This is a genomic window from Actinomadura coerulea, assembly GCF_014208105.1.
Lineage (GTDB): Bacteria > Actinomycetota > Actinomycetes > Streptosporangiales > Streptosporangiaceae > Spirillospora > Spirillospora coerulea.
The window spans coordinates 4,273,406-4,293,469 of sequence record NZ_JACHMQ010000001.1; the positions used below are offsets into that span (position 1 = coordinate 4,273,406).

Genomic DNA, 20,064 nt, shown 5'->3' on the forward strand with positions numbered 1-20,064 from the left:
ACCAGCCCTTTCGCTTTCCTCGCTTCTGACAGAGACGGGCGCGCCTCACGGCGCGCCCGTTCTGTTTCCGGTTACCGGCCGTGCCCGCCGTCAGCGCGATGACGGCGGGCAGGGCCTGCGACGTCCCGTGGCTCGGGACGCTCGGCAGGCTCCTGCTGTGGCCCGCCGTCGTCGTGTGGGCGGTCGTCGCGGCCGGGGCCGTGCGTCACGCGGTCGCGGCCTCCTCGGACTGAGGCGCCCGCCGGGGCGGCCGCGGCAGGAACGGGACGACGGCCGTGCCGGCGGTGGTGATGGCCGCCGCGACGAGGAACGCGGCCGCGTAGCCGTCCACCAGGTCCGGTCCGGTGTGCGCGGCGGCGGTGCCGAGGACGGTGAGGCCGATCGCGCCGCCGATCGTGCGGGAGGTGTTGACGACGCCCGCGACCGCGCCCGCCTCGGAGGAGTCCGCGCCGCTCGTCGACGCCTCCACCAGCGGGGTCATCAGAAGGCCGAAGCCGAGGGCCATGGTCGCGCCCGGGCCGAGGATCGCGGTCGGGAAGGTTCCGTCGGCGTCGAGCACGAGGCTCTGCCAGGCGAAGCCGGCCGCGGCCATGAGCCCGCCGATGCCGGCGAGGCGCCGGGCGCCCAGCCGGGCCATCAGGGGCGGCGCGAGCCGCGAGCCGATGATGATCCCCGCCGTGTGCGGCAGGAACGACAGCCCGGTCCGGACCGCGCTGTAGTGCAGGACGTTCTGCATGTAGAGCGACAGGAAGTACCAGAGCGCGAAGCCCGCCATCGTCCCGACGAGGGTCGCGAGGTTGCCGACCGCGACACTGCGCAGCCGGAACAGCCGCAGCTGCACGAGCGGCTCGGGGGTGCGGGCCTCGACGGCGACGAACGCGGCGAGCAAAACCAGGCCGGCGGCGAGCGGGACCACGCCTCTCCACCCGTGGTCCCCGGTGTCGCCGATGCCGAACGTGAGCAGGCCCACTCCCGCGGTGACCAGGACTGCGCCGGGCAGGTCGAGGCGGCGCCTTCCGGCCGCGTCGCCCTCGCCGCGCAGCCAGCGCGCGGCGACGGCGGCGACCGCCGCGCCGACCGGCACGTTGATCAGCAGCACCCAGCGCCAGCTCAGGTAGTCGGTCAGCAGCCCGCCGACGAGGCCGCCGGTCGCGCCGCCCGCGGTGCCGACGGCCGTCCACATGGCGATCGCCTTCGTCCGGGCCGGGCCCTCCGGGAACGTCCCGGTGACGAGCGAGAGCGTGACGGGCGCGAGGATCGCCGCCCCGAGGCCCTGGAACGCGCGGGCGCCGATCAGCATGGCGCCGTCCTGCGCGAACCCGCCCGCGAGGCTGGCGAGGGTGAACAGGCCGAGGCCGGTGATGAACACGCGCCTGCGGCCGAACAGGTCGGCGGCGCGCCCGCCGAGCAGGAGGAACCCCGCGAAGGTCAGCGAGTAGGCGTTGACGACCCACTGCAGGCCGGTCGCGCCGAGGCCGAGGCCCTCGCGGATGTGCGGCAGGGCGACGTTGACGACGGAGATGTCGAGGACGACGAGGAACTGGCCGATCGACGCGGCGAGCAGCGCGGCCCAGCCCGGGGTCCCCGCCCCTGCCCGGCGCGCCGCCGTCCCGGCGGTGAGGTCTGCGGTCATGCGTCCATGCTGGTCGCCGGGGCGGGTCCGCCGCGTCGGTCCGCGGTCCCGGCCGGCGAGGTCCGTTCGGCCTAGGACCAGGCGGCGCGCGCCGGGGGCCGCGCGGCACGCCCGGGCCTGGCGCGAAACGCCCCGGGTATGAGATGAATCTCCTCGACGCAAGCGGGTACCGGATGCTTGCGCAACGAGTGCGTCACAAGGTGTTAACCCGGATGAGTCGGAAACAAAGGGACGCACGGAGGTGACCATCCGGAGGGTTGATGCAAGAGTCCGCACGCGACGAGGACATGGACAGGCTCACCGGCGACGCCCGGACCGTCAGGCAGGTGTTCGAGGCGATCCCGGCAGCGGTCGCCGGGGTCGAGAGCCCCGGCGAGTACCGCCTGGTCGCGGTGAACGCCGCCTACCGCGCGCTGGTGGAGCGGGACGAGGTGCTCGGCCACTCCGCCTCCGAGCTGTTCCCCGACCTCGTCGCCCAGCAGCTGTTCGACCTGCTCGACCGCCCGTTCCGCACCGGGGAGACGGTGACGGCGCGCGAGTGGCGCATCCAGCTCCCCCGCGAGACCGGCCCTGACGAGGACGTCTACATCGACTGCACGATCGTCCCGCAGAAGTCCGCGACCGGGGAGGTCGTCCGGCTCGTGGCGTTCGCGCAGGACGTCACCGAGCGGGTGCGGGAGCGGCAGGCGGCGCGCCGGGCCGCCGAGGAGGGCCCGGTCGAGCCCGCCGACGTCGTCGGGGTGCTCCAGCGGCAGCTGCTGCCCGCGGGCCTGCCGATCCTGCCGGGCCTGCAGATCGGCGGCAGCTACCTGCCCGCCGGCGGCGGTTCCACCGCGGGCGGCGACTGGTTCGACGCCGTCCCCCTCCCGGACGGCCGGACGGCCCTCGTCGTCGGGGACGTGACCGGGCACGGCGTCGAGGCGTCGGCGGCGATGGGACGGATCCGCGCCGTCCTCGAGGACCGGCTCGACCACACCGCCGACATCGCCGAGGCGCTCGCCGCCGTCGACCGGCTGGCCGAACGCCTCCCGGCCGCGCGGGCGGCGACCCTGTGCGTCGCCGCCGTGGACCCGGCGGACGGGCGGATCACGTACTGCACGGCCGGGCATCCGCCGCCGCTGCTGATCCCGTCCGCGGGCCCCGCCCGCTACCTGCGCTCGTCCGGCGGCGGGCCGCTCGGCACCGGCGCCGGCTTCCCGCTCGCCGTGGACCGCCTCGCCGTCGGCGACCAGCTCCTGCTCTACAGCGACGGCATCGTGCGGCGGCCGGGCCGGGAGGTCGCGGCCGGAACCGTCGAGCTTGCGGAGGTCGCCGCGGACGTCGCCGCCGGGCGGGCACTGCGCGAGGACTGGCTCGCCGCCGTCGACCGCCTCACCACGCAGACGCTGGAACTGCTGGTCAGGACGTCCGGGCACGACGACGACATCGCGCTGCTGGCCGCGCAGCGGACCGCGCCGCACGCGCCGCTGCTGCTGGACCTGCCGGCCGAGTCGGAGGCGATCCCCGCCGCCCGCAAGGCCCTCGACGGATGGCTGTACGACCTCGGCGCCCGCGCCGAGGACGTCATCCTCCTGCGGCACGCGATCGGCGAGCTCGTCACCAACGCGGTCGAGCACGCCTACGACGGCACGCCGGGCGCCGTCCGGATCCGCGCCGAGTGCACCGGCGGCGGCGGCGTCGAGATCGAGGTCGCCGACGACGGCCACTGGCGCGAGCCCTGGCAGCCCACCGAGGACCGCGGCCGCGGCCTCGCCATGGCGAGCGACTTCGCCGACGACCTGCACGTCGAGACGGGCCCGCGCGGCACGACGGCGACCGTCCGGCACCGGCTGACCCGTCCCGCGCGGCTGCTCAGCCCCGGCGAGGTCACGCCGTCGCCGGCCCTCTCGGACCTGCCGAACCTGCTGCTGATCCTGGACCAGCCCTCGGAGGGGCACCCGCGGATCCGCCTGGACGGCCCGGTCGACACCGCCACCGCCGAGCAGCTGCGCGAGGAGCTGGTCGTGCGCACCCGCGGCGGCACCACCCCGCTCACCGTCGACCTGACCGGCGTCACGCACCTGTCCAGCGCCGGCGTGGCCGTCCTCTACGAGGCGGAGGCCCGCACCGACTCCCCGGGCCGCCCGTTCCTGCTCTACGCTCCCCTGGGCAGCCCCGCGCAGCACGTCATGGCCATGGTCGCCCTCCCCCACACGACGGCCGAGCCCGGCTAGGCGACCACGTTCACGGCCCGGCCCTGCCGGTACGTCCCGGCCGCGGCCGGACGACCCCGGCGGCTCGTCAGGGCCGAGCTCGGGGGCGCAGGCCGTCCAGGATGAGTCGGGTCAGGCGGGCGGAGCGTTCGCGGCTGGTCTCCGCTCCGGCGTGGCGGATCGCGGCGAAGGCCCCGGCGACCAGGGCCATCACCTCGTCGACGGTGACGTCCTCGCGCACGGTTCCGCCACGTGCGCGCGGCCGAGCAGACCCGCCACATGGCGGATGAGGTCGGCCGCGACGTCCGGGGCGGCGCGCACCGACAATGGCCGGTATCGGAAGGGCGACTCCTCCGGCGGACGGCGGGACGACACGGTTAAGTGGATTCGCTGCCCATGTCGTCAAGCGACCGGAGCTGACTGTTGTGCGGGTGCTGAGGTTCGCGGGGCGCGCTCTGGTCGGGGCGTCGCTGCTGGTCGCGGCGGGAGTGGCGGTCAACCAGGTCTACGACAACGGCAAGCTGAGCTGGAACTGGGGATACCTGGCGCTGGTGTTCACGGTCTTGGGCGCGCTGGTACAGGCCGCCCCGCAGTCCGCCGCGCCCGCGCCGGAGACCGCGCCGCCCCCTCCCCCGGCGGGAGGACGGCGGAAGGGATCGCGGCGCGCCTACCTGCGGCGAATGCGCTCCGCCGTCGACCAGATGGAGACGATCGGGCTGGTCACCCAGGCGGAGTACGTCCTGCGGACCCGCCAGGTCTACGTCGACGTGATGCTGCGGCCGCGGCCGGTGACCGAGGCCGTCGCCGACACCGGCATCGGGTCGGTGTCCTCCCCGGAGGCCGGGCAGCGCGCGTCGCTGGCGTCCTTCCTGGCCCCGGGGCGGGTGCTCGCGGTCCTGGGCGCGGCGGGATCCGGGAAGACGACGCTGGCCCGGCACACGGCCCTGGACATCGCGGAGCGCCGATGGCCGCGCCGGCGCCGGCTCCCCGTGCTGCTCTATCTGCGCGACCACGGCAGGGCGATCGCGGCCGGAGGGCGGGAGGGGCTGGCGCGGATCGCCGTGACCGCGCCCTGGCTGGGCGGTGCCGTCTCGGCCGAGTGGCTGGAGGAGCGGCTGAAGCGGGGCCGGTGCGTGATCCTGCTGGACGGACTGGACGAGGTGGCCGGCTCAGCCGACCGCAGCCGCGTGGTGCGGTGGGTGGAAGACCAGATCAGCCGCTACCCGTCCAACGCGTTCGTGGTGACGTCCCGCCCTCTCGGGTATGACGGCAACCGGCTGTCCCGCGCCGACGTCCTCCAGGTGCAGCGGTTCACCGGCCGGCAGATCCGCGCCTTCCTGCACGCCTGGTACCGGGCCATCGAGCACCGCTCCCGGGAGGGCGACCCCAAGGAGATCGACCGGCTCGCCGCGCGGGCCGCCGACGACCTGTACCGGCGGATCAGCAGTGAACCCGCGCTCTTCGACCTGGCCGCGAACCCGCTGCTGCTCACCATGATCGCGAACGTGCACCGGTACCGCGGCAGCCTGCCGGGCAGCCGGGTCGCGCTCTACGAGGAGGTGTGCCAGGTCCTCCTCCACCGCCGCCAGGAGGCCAAGAGGCTCACCGACCCCGGGATGGACGGCCTGAGCGGGGAGAAGAGGGAACGCGTCGTCCAGGAGCTGGCCTGGTACATGATGCGTCGCGAGCTGCGCGACATCCCGGCCGACGAGGCCGAACGGGCGATACGCACCGTGCTGGAGCGAACCGCGCCGGACATCACTCCCGCGGCCTTCCTCCGCAGCGTCAAACGCAGCGGCCTGCTGCTGGAGCACCAGTACGGCCGCTACGGTTTCGCGCACCTCACCTTGCAGGAGTACCTGGCCTCCACGCTGGTGCCCGCGCACGCGTCCAGGCGCCAACTCCTCATCGACAACGTCGGCAACCCCTGGTGGCGGGAGGTCACGCTTCTCTGGGTCGCCCGCGCCGACGCCGGCCCCATCGTCGAAGCCTGCCTGGAGGACCGGACGGTCACCGCTCTCAGCCTCGCCTACGCCTGCGCGGACGAGGCCCGCGAACTCGATCCCGGCCTACGGGATCGGCTCGACCTGCTCCTGAGGACCGCGCCGAGCGACCTCGGGGAGAGGCAGCTGCTGGACGGAGTCGCCGCCGCGCGGGCCCTGCACGACACCCATGTCCTGGACGACGGCACCCGTATCGGCGCCGCCCCCGTACCTCCGAATCTCTGGGGGCGCTTCGTCGCCCGCACCAACGACCCCCACGTGCCGAAGACCGTGGTCGACGACCTGTGGACCAAGGACATCAAGAAATTCCTCGCCTGGCTCAACGGCCTGTTCGACGACGGCACCGGCTATCGCCTGCCCACACCGGCCGAGGCGCGCCAGGCCCTCGACCTGGACCTGTACGCCAGGAGACCCGGAAGCAGGAACCCCGTGGTCCTCTACGCCGCGGACGGGGACTGGGCCGACGAGCACGGTCAGGCGCAGCTCGTCCCCGACTTTCCCCACCAGCCCACCGCGCGGCAGGCCGGTGAGTATCCGGCACTCATCCTTCAGCAGACCCACGTGTTCTTCCGGCTCTTCCAGGCCACGGCGCCCAGCACCTTCATCGGCCTGCTGGCCTTCGGGAGATCCCGCGACCTCGACAAGGCCGAGGACCGGCTGCTCCACGCCCTCGACATCGCACGGGACCTCGACCTCGCCCACGAAGCGCTCTATTTCCCCCTGCGCGAGCGCGCCTTCGAGCGCGCCGTCGAACTCGGCCTCGACGACCTCCCCGACCGGGCGGACGACCTCGATCGCGACCACCTGCGCGACCGCGCCCTCGACTACGCCTCCCGCATCGGCCAGGAACTCGGCCTGGCCATGGAGTCCCGGCTCCGGCGGGCCTCCCCGGGCGGCGAGGGCGGCTCCGCCGCCCTGGTCACCGCTCTCTTCTCCGTCCTCCCCAGCCAGTCCCGCGACATCTTCCACGCCCATCCCCTGGCGCGCGGACTCGACCATCTCCTCCCTCTCGACAACCTTTCCGGCAGTGTCGCCGCCCTCGGGCAGTCCCTCGGGGCCCTCGGCCCGGCCATCACCGACGACCTCAACCGCGACTTCGCCGCCGCCGTCGACCTCGTGAACGTCCTCGCGCGGGTCTCGGGCAGCGTCGGGGACATCGCAGAGGAGATCAAGCAGAAGATCGGCACCCCCCGCGCCACCTCCGGCTCCGCGCTCCACTATGGCCGTCTCCTGGGGGCGGACTTCGACGTGGTCCTCAGCAAAGCCGAGCACCTTCGTGACATCGCCTCCGCCTCCGGAACAGTGCCGGTAGTCGACATCGCCCATGACCTCTGCTTCGCGCTGCGGCGCGCCCTGAACCATGTCCTCGCCATTACCGAATTCAACGCCGCCCAGACGTTCGGATCCGGCTATCACGGACAGGACCCCGCACACGTCCTGACCTTGGCGCGCCTCGTCTTCGCGGGCGACCTGGGAAGGCTGGACATGGGAGCCGTGGTGACCACAGCGTGGGCGTGCCTCTCGCTGCAACGCTCTTTCGAGGCGGTCACAAGCCTGGAGCCCGCGCGTCCTCGAAGGAACCGGAGCAGGACGGTGTCGATGGAGACGTTCCTCCACCGGGCGCTCCCCGACATCTTCTCCACCACACCCGCCCACGACCCCGCCGTGACCTTGGAAGCGGCCCTGAGCCGCGCGAACACCATCGGAAACGAGGAAGTCGCGGAGCTGATCGGGAACGCGATACGCCTGGCCGCACCGCTGTGGGAGCAGAGCCGCCGCGCCAGGCGGAGCGACATGGTGCTGGCGGTCACCTCCCTCCTCGCGGCGACCCTCCGCAACAAGGGAGCGAGAGAGGACTACCAACTGGCGCACCACCTCTCCAGTGCTCTGCTGGCACTCATGGCATTGACACCGGACTCGGACGTCCGAGCCCCGGCCAGACCGCCCACACCGAAACAACTGGTCCTGGTCCGAGCCTGAGATCTGCCCTCTGAGCCCGCGTTCACCGATGTGCGGCCAGTACCGCCGCGAGGCCTTCTCGCAGGTCTTTGACGAAGTACTCGGGAACCTCCAGGGACGGGAAGTGCCCTCCGCTTTCGGGCGCCCTCCATCGGACGATCTGCCGGTAACGCTCCTGCGCCCAGGGGCGCGGGCACTTCTCGATGTCGCGGGGATACATGCTGATCGCCGACGGGACATCGACCCGGAGTTCGGGATCGAGCGAGTTATGGCTTTCGTAGTAGATACGGGCCGCGGACGCGCCGGTCCCCGTCAGCCAGTAGAGGGTGACGTCGTCAAGAACGCGGTCTCTGGAGATCCTCTCGAACGGGCTGTCCTCGGTGTCCGACCACTCGGCGAACTTGTCGAGGATCCAGGCGAGAAGGCCGACCGGTGAGTCGACGAGCGAGTAGCCGATGGTCTGCGGCCGGGTCGCCTGCTGCTTCGCGTACGCCGCGCGGTGCCGCCAGAAATCGCGGGTCTCCTCGGTCCACCGGCGCTCGACCGCCGTCAGACCGTCCGTCGTCAACCCGGGCGGCGCCTCCGCGAACAATGTGTGGATGCCGAGAACGTGCGCCGGGAACCTGCCGCCGAGAACCGTCGTGATATTGCCTCCCCAGTCGCCGCCGTGGGCCAAGAACTCGCTGTAGCCGAGCCTTCCCATCAGCTCCACCCATGCGGCCGCGATCTTCTCGGTACCCCACCCGGTGGCGGCCGGCTTGTCGCTGTGACCGAAGCCCGGCAGCGACGGGGCCACGACGTGGAACGCGGGTGCGTCCGCTTCTGCCGGATCCGCCAGCTCGTCCACCACATCGATGAACTCGGCGATGCTGCCCGGCCAGCCGTGCGTCAAGATCAGCGGGGTGGCGTCCGGGCGCGCGGATCGGCGGTGCAGGAAGTGGATTCCCAGGTCGTCGATGGTCGTGCGGAACTGGCCGATCCGGTCGAGGCGCTCTTCGAAGGACCGCCAGTCGTACCCGGTGCGCCAGTAGTCCACGACATCGACGAGGTCGGCGAGTGGAACGCCCTGTTCCCACCGGCCACGACCGGGCTCGGCGCCACGGACCGTCTCGGCCTCCGGTAGCCGCGCCGCGGCCAGCCGCGCACGCAGATCGTCGAGGTCGGCGTCCGCCGCGCGGGCTTCGAATGCTTGCACGTCACTGGTCGGACGGGGCATGAGACCTCCTGGCCGTCGCGGAACCGGCCTCGTGAACCGGCTTAGGCGGTTCTAGCAGGTCCTCGCACCGGCGTGCAACCGGCTAAGGTGGTTCCATGCGCGCCGGCTTCCCTGACTTCCGCCTCGGAACCGTGCTGGCGACCAGCTTCACGGGGACCCTGACGGAGCGTCGCGGCGACGCCGTGGAGCGCATTCCCACGCCGCAGCGGCTCGTCGACTGGCTGGCGCTGTACGGCCTCGCCGTGGACTCCTGCACTCCCGCCCAGCTCGACCTCGCCCGGGAACTGAGGGAGGCGATCCACGCCGCCGCGACGGCGGCCGCGAGCCAGGACGCTCTGCCCGCGACCGCCGTCCAGGTCATCAATGACTTCAGCGCCGGTGGCCGGGCCGCCGCGATCCTGACGCCCGAGGGCAGGCGGTGGTGGCGGCTCAGCTCGGCGTCCCGCGTGGAGGACGCCCTCGGCGTGATCGCCGCCGACGCGATCAGCATCATCGCGGGCGAACGCGACGGAAAGCTGGCCCTGTGCGCGTCGCCGACCTGCCAGGCCGCCTTCTTCGACACCAGCCAGAGCCGCACCCGCAAATGGTGCGACATGAACACGTGCGGGAACCGTCAGAAGAAGGCGCGCTTCAACGCCAACCAGCGCAGGCACTCCAGATCGGCGGAGTGATCGTTACGCTCGGCGCGTCCAGGTGAGCGGCCCCGCATGGGGGCTCCCCTGTCAGCTCCGGGCGGCCAGGTCGGTGAAGTACGGCTTCATGGCGGGATAGTAGGAGTCGAAGTCCGGCTTCGGTGAGCCGTCGCGCGAGGCCACGAGCATGTCCAGGTAGTACTCCCAGCCCGGACCGATCTCGCCGAGCTGCTCCTCGCTGTCGAGGTGCTGCACGAACTCCAGCCGCGTGGAACCGTCCGTTTCGGTCAGTAGCAACTCGATGCGCCAGGCGCCGAACTCGTCCGTCGCGGACAGGGCCAGCCGCCGCGGGGGGTCGCATGCGTCGATGCGCATGTCGGACCATGGCGCCTGGTCCTCGAACGCCAACCGCACTCTGATCGTCCGGCCCGGCGCGGCGTCTCCCTCCCACGGGCCGAACCAGCGGGCCGTGCGCTCGGGCTCGGTGATGCTGGCCCACACGTCCTCCGCGGATGCCCGGAACGACCGGGTCAGGATGAGGTCACTGCCGGTGGCGGTCCGGGCCAGGTCTCCGGTGGGTCGACGGTTCACGCGGTGTCCTCTTTCGGTTCGTCGGCGGCGCTGTCGGCGCGGCGTCGGCGGCGGGTCCGGTGCACCTCGGTCTCCAGCGCGTCGAAGCGGTGCTCCCAGCCGCGCGGCCGGACGAACTGCGCGAGCCATCCGGCGAGGGGGGCGAGCCGTTCCGGGTCGATCTCATAGAGCCGTTCCCGGCCGACGAGTTCGTCGCGTACCAGCCCGCTCTGCCGGAGCACGCGCAGATGACGGCTCACGGCCGGCCTGCTGATCTCGAAGCGTCCGGCGATCTGCCCTGCCGTGAGCCGGCCGCCGTGCAGCATGACCAGGATCTCCCGGCGCACCGGGTCCGCGATCGCTCCCACCACGTCGTCCACGGCAAAAGCGTAACCCACAGGTTACGCTTTTGTCGACGGCGCCCCACCTCGACCCGGCCAGGCGTCACCTCTGAGGCCCTGGGTTTCAGAAGCGCCGGCTCCTGAGCGCGGAGGCAGGCGCGACTTCGGCCTCAGGCGTTCGCGCGCTTCGGCAGGGTGAGGATCTCGGCGCCGTCTTCGGTGATGGCGATCGTGTGCTCGCTGTGGGCCGTGCGGCAGCCCGTCGCACTGCGGAGCGTCCAGCCGTCGGCGTCGGTGACGAGTTCGGCGGTGTCCTCCATGATCCACGGCTCCAGGGCGAGCAGCAGCCCGGGGCGCAGTCTGTACCCGCGGCCGGGGCGTCCGGTGTTGGAGACGTGCGGGTCCTGGTGCATCGTCGAGCCGATGCCGTGGCCCCCGAAATCGGTGTTGATCGAGTACCCCGCCTCGCGGAGGACCGAGCCGATGGCATGGGAGATGTCTCCGGTGCGGGCCCCGGGGCCTGCCGCCGCTATCCCCGCCCGCAGTGCGCGTTCGGTCGCGTCGATCAGCGCGACGCTCTCCGGGGGCTTCGATTCGCCGACGACGAAGCTGATGGCCGAGTCCGCGGCGACTCCGCCCAGGGAGACGGCGAGGTCGAGGCTCAGCAGGTCCCCCTCGGCGAGCGTGTAGTCGTAGGGCAGCCCGTGAAGGACGGCGTCGTTGACGGACGTGCAGATGTAGTGGCCGAACGGTCCGCGCCCGAAGGACGGCGCGTAGTCGACGTAGCAGGACTCCGCCCCCGCCTCAACGATCATGGCCTTGGTCCACTGGTCGATCTCAAGGAGGTTCGTGCCGGCCGCGGTGCGGCTCTTCACCGTCTGCAGGATGTCGGCCACCAGGGCGCCCGTGTGCCTGGCCTTGGCCAGCTCGGTGGAGTTCAAGATTTCGATCATGCGGCGCCTCGCTCACGTCACCAATAACTATACCGGTCATACTATACCGGTACTAGAATAGGGGCCATGGTCAGGTTGCCGCTCACCCCCGCGGAGCTCGAACGCGGACAGCGCCTCGGCGCCCTCCTGCGACGGGCCAGAGGAGAGCGCTCGATACTCGACACCGCGCTCGACGCCCGCGTCTCCCCGGAGACCCTCCGGAAGATCGAGACGGGCCGGGTGGCCACCCCCGCCTTCTCGACCATCGCGGCGATCGCCGAGGTCCTCGACCTCTCCCTCGACGAGGTGTGGGCCGAGATCAGCCGACCCGAGCGTGAGGTCGAATCGACCAGCACCGGTCGCACTACAGCGTAGGCGGACGGCCTCCCGGCGCCCACTTCTGGGCCGAGCCGGCAGCGTCGAGGGGAAGAGGAAGCGCGGCGACGGGCTCTTCGCGATGAGTTCTGCGGCGTCCGGTGGTCATACCGTCGAACCCGTAAGCGAGGAGGACGCTTGATGCGCAGAGTGACCTGTTCGATGGCCATGTCACTGGACGGCTACATCACCGGGCCGGACGGCGGCTTCGACTGGACGGCGCCCGACGAGGAGGTCTTTCGCTTCTCCATCGAGGAGACGCGAGGGGTCGGCGTCTACCTGCTGGGACGGCGGCTCTACGAGACGATGCTGTACTGGGAGACCGCCGACCAGGATCCATCGCTCGACGCCCCCAAGCGCGAATGGACGGCGCTGTGGAAGCCGCTTCCAAAGGTGGTGTTCTCCGCCACGCTGACGGAGGTGCAGGGCAACGCCCGCCTGGCCTCCGGCGGCCTGGCGGAGGAGATCGAGCGGTTGCGGGCGGAGCCGGGGGAAGGCGACATCGCGATCGGCGGCGCGACCCTCGCCGCTGAGGCAGCCGAACTGGGTCTGATCGACGAGTACCTGGTCAGGGTCTACCCGGTGCTGGTCGGAGGCGGCCTTCCACTCTTCCCCCAGCACGGACGCCAGGTGGACCTCGAACTCGTCGAGACCCGCACCTTCACCCGAGTCGTCTACCTCCGCTACCGCGCGACCCGTCAGGCCGCGCCTTAGAGGCCATCTCATTGGCGAGCCGGCGGTAGAGGATGAGGGTTGTGGCGATGCCGACGAAGGCGGGGAAGTGTTCGGGTTACCAGGGCACCACGCCGGCGTCTTCGAAGAAGGAGCCGGTTGGGCCGTTGTCGGGCAGGGTGGCCAGGTGGACGGCTATGGCGGCGCCCTGTTGGGCGGTGCGGACGCCGCGGAAGCCGTTGAGATCGGTCGCGCAGTAGCCGGGGCAGGCGGCGTTGATCAGGATGTCGGTGTCGTGCAGTTCCTTGGCGTACTGGAGGGTCACGGCGTTGAGGAAGGTCTTGGAGGGCGAGTAGGCGGCGGAGATCGGGCCCACGGCCTCCACGGCGGACTGGGAACTCTGGCGGGTGAGAGACCCGACGCTGCTGGACATGTTCACGATCCGCGGCGCGGCGGACCGCCTGAGCAGCGGCAGCAGGGCGTTGGTGACGCGGATGACGCCGATCACGTTGGTCTCCACGACCGTCCGCATGGTCTCGGGGTCGACGGTCGTGGGCGTCTGCGGCATCCCACCGGTCACCCCGGCGTTGTTGACCAGCACGTCGAGCCGTCCGAAACGCTCGGAGATGAGGGAGGCCGCGGCGGTGACGCTCTCGTCGGAGGTCACGTCGAGGGGTACCGCGAACGCGTCGATCCCCTCGGCGCGGAGTTTCTCCACGGCCGCCGAGAGCCGCTCCGGGGACCTGGCCCCCACGCCGACGGTGTGTCCAAGGGCGCCGAGCCCGGCGGCGATCTCGTATCCGATTCCCTTGTTGGCGCCGGTGATCAGTGTGATCGTCTGTTCGCTCATACCCGGAATCCTGGCCGTACGGCCGAGAGCACTCCAACACCGCCTGGGTAGCGTTCGATACCTCACGGGTATTGATCCCGGGTACGGTGAAGGCATGGAGACGCGAGAGTTGCGGTACTTCGTCGCCGTCGCCGAGGAACTCCACTTCGGCCGCGCCGCCGAGCGCCTCGGGATCGCCCAGCCGCCGCTCTCGCGGGCGATCAAGCAGCTGGAACGCCGCCTGGGCGTTCGGCTTCTCGAACGTACCAGCCGTACGGTCGAGATCACCGAGGCCGGAAAGGTCCTGCTCAGAGAGGGCCGGGCCGCCCTCGACGCGGTCGACGCCGCCGCCCGCCGCACCCGCCGCGCCGCCGCCGGGGAGCCGAACCTGGTGCTGGTCACCAAGGCCGGGGCGTCGGGTGAACTGCTGCCGAAACTCCTGGACGCCTACGCCGCCGAGCCCGGCGCGGTCGCCGTCGAGGTCCTGCTGTGCGGGATCGGAGAGCAGGAGCGGCTGCTCCGCGACGGACGGGCCGACGTGGGCCTGCTGCACAGGCCGTTCGACTCGACGACCGGCCTGGACGTCGAGGAGCTGAGCACCGAGGGCCAGATTCTGGTCCTGCCGAAGGACCATCCCCTCGAAGGCCGCACGGACCTGCGCATGGCCGACATCGCCGGCCTTCCACTGCTGCGCTGGCCGCACCACGACGGCGGCTACCCCGACGGTCAGGGACCCGAGGTGCGCGACCACGCCCAGCTCCTGCAGCTGATCGCGCTGGGCAGGGCGGTGGCCCTACTGCCGGAGACCGCCCGGACCCATCTCCGCCGCGACCTGACCTTCGTGCCGATCCTGGACGCGCCGACCGTCACCACCGTGATCGCCTGGCCGCCGCACAGCCGATCCCTGACCCTGGCCGCCCTGATCCAAACGGCCACCCGCCTCTCGTCGACTTGCGGCGTGTTGCCCTTATGGACCTCGGGATAAGGGCAACACGCCGCAAGTCGACGATTCGAGATCAACGATCTGGGAACGACTTCGACACCCTTTGCGCGCTCGCGTCATTGTTGGACAGTCGGCGCGGTAACACCTCAGGGTGAGAACCCCCCGAGAAGTTCCTGAAAGCTTAAGGAAAGGCCCGTTTCGGCTCGCAGACGCACAGAGAGCCGGAGTGACCTCCAAGGAACTCCGCTCCTCCCAATATCGACGCATATTCTATGATGTGTACGCTCAGACGAATCTGACCGATTGTCTGGAACTGAGGTGTGACGCCGCAAGGCTGCTCCTCCCGCCGGTCGCGGTGTTCTGCGATGTGACGGCCGCACGCCTGTACGGCGTCCCCGTGCCCGATCAGGATGGGCGTGTCCACGCCGCCGTCCCGTCCGTCAGCACCGTGGTCCCGCGGATCAAAGATCTTCGGGTGCACAGCTACGCCATCCCGCCGGCGCACCTGCGTGTGCGGGACGGACGGCCGCTGGTCAGCCCGGAACGGCTCTTCCTCGAACTCGCCGCGGGCCTCCCCCGCATGGACCTGATCATCGCCGGGGACCACATGCTGCGGCACAGGCTCACCAGCCGGTCCCGCCTCACCGGCTTCCTCCACGACTGCCACAGGCGCCGAGGAGTCGGACGTGCCAAGCTCGCACTCCCGGACCTGGACGACCGGAGCGACTCACCGCCGGAGACCAGGCTGAGGATGCTCATCGTGGACGCCGGCCTCCCCCGTCCCGTCGTCAACCGGGACATCGTCACCGAACGCGGCGTCTGGCTGGCCCGACCCTCGGATAAGGGCAACACGCCGCAACTCAACGGAGCACCTCAGCGGGGGAGGTCTGCTTGGTCTGGGGGCGCTTCGTCTGAAGCGGCCTTCGCGCGCGGATGTGATCGAACATAACGAACAGCTCTGGACGACGTCCTCAACGGCCGGAACGGTCCGGGCGCGGTGGGGAGCCTCCGTGCGTCGGGGCGTTGAGGATGTGGCGCGAGCGGTTTCGGGCGACGGTACCCGGGGCCCCCGGAGGGCCGTGCTCGGTTCGGTAGGTCCCAGGACCGTGGTGAAACCACGAACACTCAGCAAACAACCCTGGTGCACGTGCCAAGCACGCGCACCCCGACCCAAACAGGGAATGACATGATCAAGCCTAAGTCGATCTCGACCGTTGTGGGTGTCCTCGCCGGAGCGATCCTGGGAGGCGTCATCGAGGGCCTGAACTTCGCCGTCTTCCTCGCTGACCACCACCGCGCCGGGGCCGACCCCTTCGAGTCCGGTGACTACGGCCACCTCGCCCTCAAGGCCATCGTCAGCGTCAGCGCCGGCATCATCGGCGCCGTCGCCGGCGTGTTCATCAGCACCTACGACGGCCCTGAGACCCCCGGCGGGCGGAAGCTCATCATCCGCATCGCCGGTGGCATCGTCATCGCGGCGGTCGCAGGCTGCCTCGTATGCGTCGGCCTGGCCGCCTTGGGCGGCGCCGTCGTCCCCATCACCGGGTCCCTTGGAGCCGACGCACTCTCCAGCGACCTCGGGATGGCTCTCGCCATCATCAGCGGCTTCGCCGCGGGAGTCGTGGTCGGTGCCGTCCGCACCGTCCCCGCCGTCCGCGCCGACAACTGACCCACCTGCGAAGCCCGGTACCCATCGGGCCTCGGTCAACGGGGAGCCTGGCACTGCCAGGCTCCCCGTTCTCGTCCCGTCCCCTATCCGGATCGCACGGTCAGGGGTGCGCCGCGCCCGCTGGACGCACAGGAGATCGAAGCCAGGTGAGCCACCCTTGAGGCTCCGGGCAGAGGCCCCAGCCCGGCGAAGGCGGCTTCGTTGCCGCCACCCACACGCGCGTCACACGAGGACGGTCAGCGGGCCGAGTCCTGCTTGATCTGCTTGATCACGCTGGCGAACTGGGCACCGGAGAGGACGAGGTGTCCCCCGTCCGGGTCCTTGCTGTCCCGCACCCCGATCCCGGCCCCCGGGTCAAGTCGTCCCAGCTCAACGCACTGATTGTCGTTTGCGCCGCCGGTGTGGGAACTCTTGCGCCACTTCACGATCATGCGTAGCTCTCCAAATAGCGCTTGATGATCTCTCGGGAGGCTTCCTCTGAAGCAGCCTTCACGCCGATGCGATCGAACATAACGGACAGCTCCCGAACTTCGCGAGGCGATTCGATCAACCGTCCGCCGTTCTGAGCGGCAGAGTAGGCGACGTCTCGATCCTCAAGGCCGATGATCTGCATAGCTCCATCGACGCCCATGTACTCCCCTGAGGAGAAGGGGATGATTCGCAAGCTCACGTGTGGCAACTCGGCCATCTTCAGCAGGTGTTCCAGCTGCCTCGCCATGACCTCCACCCCGCCGACCGGGCGGGCCAGGACGGCCTCGTCGATCACGGTCCAGGTGAGGAGCGAATCGCCCTTCTTCCAGTACGCCCTCTTCTTCGCGGAGCGGACTGCCATGATCGCGTCCAAGTCCTTGAACTTGCTCGCCTTGACATAAGCCCAGGTGTAGTCGTCTGTCTGTAGCACGAGGGGAACGACTTGGCCGTGGTAGGTCTTGATCGAGACTGCCTCCTCCTCGTACTTGTCGATCTTATGAGCCCAGTCCGGATCGTGAGCCATTCGGGCAAACCAAAGTAGAACCTGAAAAAGAACCCCAGTTCCGTACGCGTTGTCGAGCAGACGCATCTGATCATCCTGAGGACGTCGTCGCCCCGCTTCCAGATTGGAAACAGTCGAGCGAGCGACACCAATGATCTCGCCACACTGAGTCAGCGACAACCCCATCTTCTCCCTGAAGAAGCGCATGCAGAAGGCCAGGAAGTGCCACATGGAGATCTTGGGGTCGAGAGGGTCACGGACGAGCGGCATCGTTCCTCCTGTTTTCAGATCCCTCGATAACAAGGAAACATTAGGCCGCTCCAGTGATCCTTGTCACAGGAAATCGGAACTCTGACGAGGGCGGGGACGATCGTGATGACGGCGAGCGGGGATCTGCTTATGCCCCTTATGGGCACACCGTCCGCAGTGGGGCTGGCGCGTACCCTTGTGGACGCGAGGCTCCGCAATTGGAGCTATTCCCACATACTCGACAATGCGCTTCTCGTCGTCTCGGAGCTCGTGACGAACGCGGCCCGGCAGACGCCGCACAGGGAGATCCGCCTCCAGCTCAGCCGGGACGCGCACGGCGTCGTCATCGCCGTCTGGGACGCCGACTTCGCCCTTCCCCAGGCCAAGCCGATGAAGGAACTCACCCTCGAAGACCTCGACCTCTCCGAGGAGGCGTTCGACGGCAACGGCGGTTGGGGCCTTCACATCGTCCAGGCGCTGTCGAGCAAGTGCGGCGTCACCGGCGACCCGGCCGGCGGCAAGTGGATCTGGTCACGCATCCGACCATGACCCGCTCGGCGAATACCGAGTACGCGGCGTGCTGGCGTCCTGAGGGGTCATGACGGCAGCACGCCGCACCCCGTGAAGCCGCCCGCCTCCTGGTGACCCCGGCCGACGCTCCTCTTTGACGGGGCGCCCGATCGATTGCCGGGAGGGCTGTGCTCGGGACGGTAGGACTCAAGCATCGTGGTGAGGCCACGAGCGCTCGACAAACAGCCCGGTGGGCGTGCAAGGCACGCGCACCCGACCCAAACAGGGGGAACCAACGTGAACAGGTTTTGGTCGTTCTTGCTCGCCGCCTTCTTCGGCGCCGTCGTCGGAGGCTTCATCGAGAGCATGAACTCTGTCGTCCGCGCTGATCAGTACGGCATCGACCCCTTCGCGTCCGGCAACGTCGGCCAGTTCGCCGCCCATGCCGGCGTCGGCGTCTTCGGCGGCCTCGTCGGCGGCATCCTCGGCATCCTGCTCGCGTCGGGCATCAGCGCCGCCAAGCAGAGGACGCTCCTCAAATTCGCCGTGGGCACCATCATCATCGGGGTCGTCGCATGCGGCATCGTGTTCGTCCTCAGCACGGACGGAGTCGCCATCCCCGGCGGTCTCGTCACCGTCTGCGAGCAGTTCACCGTGCTCTGCAGCACTGCTGTGGGCGTCGCCTTCGTTTCCGGCGACGCCGACGACTGACTCACCCGCGGGGCCTGGCACCAGCCAGGTCTTGCTCGGGGGGCCTGGCAGCGCCAGGCCCCCCGCTTCGTTTTTCCTTGCTCGACCGACCATCGCGCCCTGCGGCCGGAGCACCGAGAAGGTTCTCCGGCCGATGCAGGGCCCGGCGATGGTGCCCGGTCCCTGCGCCGACGCGATCGTAGATCGCTACTAGTGGTGGACGTGTCCGCCCGAGCCGCGGGCGGTCACGCTGTCAGCTCGTGGCGGTCGTGGCTTTGACCGTAGGGCCGCCGCGCAGAACGCAACAGGCGTTGAGTGTCAAGGGTCACTTGTCCGGGAGGGGAATCCTCCCGGATGAAAACCGTATGGCATTCGTGGTATTTGACGCCAAATATCAGCAGAAGCTCCCAGAGCTGGTCCTGCTGCGACTTGAAGCAGCTCTCGAATGCGGCGACGTGCCGCACCTGCCGACCGGGGTGGACTCCACGGATGATCTTCAGGCTCTCGAGCATCTTCGCGAGGTCCAGGATCACACAGTAAGGGCGCCCGCTCCTGTCAAGCAGAGGAAAGCGGAAGTGCTCCGGATTCTCGACCTCCGAGTTCATGTAGTCGACTCGGCCGTTCGACTCGATCGTATAGCCTTCGCGCGTCAGATCGTCGACCAAGTTGTGAGCGACGCGAACCAGGTCCGCCTCGAAGAAGTCAATATGCTCCCGCCGACGCCGAGCTCCGGGAAGGATGAGCCCCGCTTCTTCGAGAACGCCGGGAACACTCTCTCGGAATTCTCTGACGCGGTCCGGATCGAAGGGCCAGGGAACTGCCAACTCGGGACTGTTCGGCTTTTTGAAGTTGTAATCATCATAAAGACCGACTACAACGATCGTCGCCTCCGGGTACTCCTCCCGCAGGCCCTTGACGAACGCGGAGGCGAACTCCATCACCCGCCGGTCCTCCGCCAGGAGTTCTTCGTACGCCACCCGTCCGCCGTAGTCGAGGAAATAGAGCCCGGGCGCCTCCACCATGATCACATCGCCGAGGCGGGCGGCTTCGGTCACCTTGTCCAGCTGCAGACGGGAGACGTTGAGACTGCCTACCTGGCGACGGCGCTCCACCGTCTCCAAGAGACCGCGGACGGCTTCCGCCTCTTTTCTGGAGAGATTCACTCTCCCCGCGCGGACCTTCTCGGCGAGCCGCTCTCTCCAGGTCCGTGACGGCTCCTCACCGGAGGGCGCGGACCGCACTGGTTGCGCCGCCGGAGGAGGACCCACCTCCACGAGTGCGGCGGTCAGCCGCCACCCGTGGGTGTCGCTTCGATCCGATCCAGCGGTGGGGGCCTCTTCGCGAGCGGACCGTTCCGCGTCACCCGGTCCCTGAGGGTCCGTGGGTGCGGCGCCGACGGCGTTCTCGGCCGCGGGCTGGGCCGCTCTACTGGTCTGGTCGGCGGCCTCGTACTCGGAGCCGCCGGCATTGTGGACGCGATACATGCGAAACTCCTTTCTCGATTGCGTTGCGCCCCAGCTGAGTCGGGGCACCTAAATCCACCGTGCGGACCGCCGCGGGAATCGCAACCGCGACCCCGTGTTCTCGCGCTCCCCCGATTCCTGGTTCGCTGGTCCGGGCCGGCTCGCCGACACCGGCGCCCCCGAGCGCACCCCGCACCCGGTGGACGGTGGTGC

General features: G+C 70.0%; 21 protein-coding genes. 11 read left to right on the top strand and 10 right to left on the bottom strand.

Translation table 11 applies throughout. The annotated features are described in order from the left end of the window. Positions 1 to 80: 80 nt before the first annotated feature. On the top strand, positions 81 to 233 hold the full coding sequence (locus BKA00_RS19505; protein ID WP_185026990.1) for a hypothetical protein: 153 nt from the start codon (positions 81 to 83) through the stop codon (positions 231 to 233). Here BKA00_RS19505 and BKA00_RS19510 read toward each other — a convergent pair. Continuing rightward, the gene (locus tag BKA00_RS19510; RefSeq protein WP_185026991.1) at positions 206 to 1,633 is read right to left on the bottom strand and encodes an MFS transporter; all 1,428 of its coding nucleotides are present in this window, start codon (positions 1,631 to 1,633) and stop codon (positions 206 to 208) included. The two genes, BKA00_RS19505 and BKA00_RS19510, sit on opposite strands and share 28 nt — an antisense overlap. Positions 1,634 to 1,893: 260 nt before the next feature. Here BKA00_RS19510 and BKA00_RS19515 point away from each other — a divergent pair, with 260 nt between their 5' ends. Beyond that, a complete protein-coding gene (locus tag BKA00_RS19515; RefSeq protein ID WP_185026992.1) occupies positions 1,894 to 3,846 on the top strand; it encodes a SpoIIE family protein phosphatase in 1,953 nt (650 codons plus the stop codon). Between the two features lie 67 nt (positions 3,847 to 3,913). Here BKA00_RS19515 and BKA00_RS19520 read toward each other — a convergent pair whose 3' ends face one another. Continuing rightward, positions 3,914 to 4,066 carry an SbtR family transcriptional regulator gene (locus BKA00_RS19520; RefSeq protein ID WP_185026994.1) on the bottom strand — a complete coding sequence of 51 codons (153 nt, stop codon included), beginning with the start codon at positions 4,064 to 4,066 and terminating at the stop codon, positions 3,914 to 3,916. Positions 4,067 to 4,256: 190 nt separating this feature from the next. Between BKA00_RS19520 and BKA00_RS19525 the strand changes: the two genes are divergently transcribed. Further along, positions 4,257 to 7,808 (top strand): NACHT domain-containing protein, encoded by a 3,552-nt coding sequence (locus tag BKA00_RS19525; RefSeq protein ID WP_185026996.1) that lies wholly within the window; start codon positions 4,257 to 4,259, stop codon positions 7,806 to 7,808. 22 nt (positions 7,809 to 7,830) lie between these two features. On the opposite strand, the gene BKA00_RS19530 is transcribed toward BKA00_RS19525, so the two are convergent. Continuing rightward, positions 7,831 to 9,003, bottom strand: coding sequence for an epoxide hydrolase family protein (locus tag BKA00_RS19530; RefSeq protein ID WP_185026998.1), 1,173 nt, complete (start codon positions 9,001 to 9,003; stop codon positions 7,831 to 7,833). 95 nt (positions 9,004 to 9,098) lie between these two features. Here BKA00_RS19530 and BKA00_RS19535 point away from each other — a divergent pair, with 95 nt between their 5' ends. After that, complete coding sequence (locus BKA00_RS19535; protein ID WP_185026999.1) at positions 9,099 to 9,674, top strand: CGNR zinc finger domain-containing protein; 576 nt, start codon at positions 9,099 to 9,101, stop codon at positions 9,672 to 9,674. 51 nt (positions 9,675 to 9,725) lie between these two features. Here BKA00_RS19535 and BKA00_RS19540 read toward each other — a convergent pair whose 3' ends face one another. The 3 genes from BKA00_RS19540 to map form a co-directional block, all read right to left on the bottom strand. After that, a complete protein-coding gene (locus BKA00_RS19540) occupies positions 9,726 to 10,226 on the bottom strand; it encodes an SRPBCC family protein (protein WP_185027001.1) in 501 nt (166 codons plus the stop codon). Next, entirely contained in the window at positions 10,223 to 10,585 is a 363-nt protein-coding gene (locus tag BKA00_RS19545) for a metalloregulator ArsR/SmtB family transcription factor (protein ID WP_185027004.1), read from the bottom strand. The genes BKA00_RS19540 and BKA00_RS19545 overlap by 4 nt, the downstream gene beginning before the upstream one ends. Positions 10,586 to 10,716: 131 nt before the next feature. Next, positions 10,717 to 11,499 (bottom strand): type I methionyl aminopeptidase, encoded by a 783-nt coding sequence (gene map, locus BKA00_RS19550; protein WP_185027005.1) that lies wholly within the window; start codon positions 11,497 to 11,499, stop codon positions 10,717 to 10,719. A gap of 66 nt (positions 11,500 to 11,565) precedes the next feature. Between map and BKA00_RS19555 the strand changes: the two genes are divergently transcribed. Both BKA00_RS19555 and BKA00_RS19560 read left to right on the top strand, forming a co-directional pair. Next, positions 11,566 to 11,853 (top strand): helix-turn-helix domain-containing protein, encoded by a 288-nt coding sequence (locus BKA00_RS19555; protein ID WP_185027006.1) that lies wholly within the window; start codon positions 11,566 to 11,568, stop codon positions 11,851 to 11,853. A 141-nt stretch (positions 11,854 to 11,994) separates the two neighbouring features. Continuing rightward, positions 11,995 to 12,567 carry a dihydrofolate reductase family protein gene (locus tag BKA00_RS19560; protein ID WP_185027009.1) on the top strand — a complete coding sequence of 191 codons (573 nt, stop codon included), beginning with the start codon at positions 11,995 to 11,997 and terminating at the stop codon, positions 12,565 to 12,567. Positions 12,568 to 12,643: 76 nt separating this feature from the next. Here the strand turns inward: BKA00_RS19560 and BKA00_RS19565 are convergent, their stop codons facing one another. Next, a complete protein-coding gene (locus tag BKA00_RS19565; protein WP_185027011.1) occupies positions 12,644 to 13,375 on the bottom strand; it encodes an SDR family oxidoreductase in 732 nt (243 codons plus the stop codon). A gap of 94 nt (positions 13,376 to 13,469) precedes the next feature. Between BKA00_RS19565 and BKA00_RS19570 the strand changes: the two genes are divergently transcribed. The 3 genes from BKA00_RS19570 (at position 13,470) to BKA00_RS19580 (ending at position 15,966) form a co-directional block, all read left to right on the top strand. Further along, the gene (locus BKA00_RS19570; protein ID WP_185027013.1) at positions 13,470 to 14,339 is read left to right on the top strand and encodes a LysR family transcriptional regulator; all 870 of its coding nucleotides are present in this window, start codon (positions 13,470 to 13,472) and stop codon (positions 14,337 to 14,339) included. Between the two features lie 184 nt (positions 14,340 to 14,523). After that, positions 14,524 to 15,246, top strand: a complete 723-nt coding sequence (locus tag BKA00_RS19575; protein WP_185027014.1) for a hypothetical protein — start codon at positions 14,524 to 14,526, stop codon at positions 15,244 to 15,246. A gap of 237 nt (positions 15,247 to 15,483) precedes the next feature. Next, positions 15,484 to 15,966 (top strand): hypothetical protein, encoded by a 483-nt coding sequence (locus BKA00_RS19580; protein WP_185027016.1) that lies wholly within the window; start codon positions 15,484 to 15,486, stop codon positions 15,964 to 15,966. A gap of 236 nt (positions 15,967 to 16,202) precedes the next feature. On the opposite strand, the gene BKA00_RS19585 is transcribed toward BKA00_RS19580, so the two are convergent. Continuing rightward, the gene (locus tag BKA00_RS19585; protein ID WP_185027018.1) at positions 16,203 to 16,397 is read right to left on the bottom strand and encodes a DUF397 domain-containing protein; all 195 of its coding nucleotides are present in this window, start codon (positions 16,395 to 16,397) and stop codon (positions 16,203 to 16,205) included. Next, positions 16,394 to 17,209 (bottom strand): helix-turn-helix domain-containing protein, encoded by an 816-nt coding sequence (locus BKA00_RS19590; protein ID WP_185027020.1) that lies wholly within the window; start codon positions 17,207 to 17,209, stop codon positions 16,394 to 16,396. Before BKA00_RS19590 ends, BKA00_RS19585 begins: the two co-directional genes overlap by 4 nt. Positions 17,210 to 17,347: 138 nt before the next feature. Between BKA00_RS19590 and BKA00_RS19595 the strand changes: the two genes are divergently transcribed. Both BKA00_RS19595 and BKA00_RS19600 read left to right on the top strand, forming a co-directional pair. Further along, positions 17,348 to 17,737: an ATP-binding protein gene (locus BKA00_RS19595; protein ID WP_244994327.1), complete on the top strand. Its 390-nt coding sequence runs from the start codon at positions 17,348 to 17,350 to the stop codon at positions 17,735 to 17,737. A 279-nt stretch (positions 17,738 to 18,016) separates the two neighbouring features. Further along, positions 18,017 to 18,409 (top strand): hypothetical protein, encoded by a 393-nt coding sequence (locus tag BKA00_RS19600; protein ID WP_185027024.1) that lies wholly within the window; start codon positions 18,017 to 18,019, stop codon positions 18,407 to 18,409. Between the two features lie 224 nt (positions 18,410 to 18,633). On the opposite strand, the gene BKA00_RS19605 is transcribed toward BKA00_RS19600, so the two are convergent. Further along, entirely contained in the window at positions 18,634 to 19,872 is a 1,239-nt protein-coding gene (locus BKA00_RS19605) for a hypothetical protein (RefSeq protein WP_185027026.1), read from the bottom strand. Positions 19,873 to 20,064: the final 192 nt, after the last annotated feature.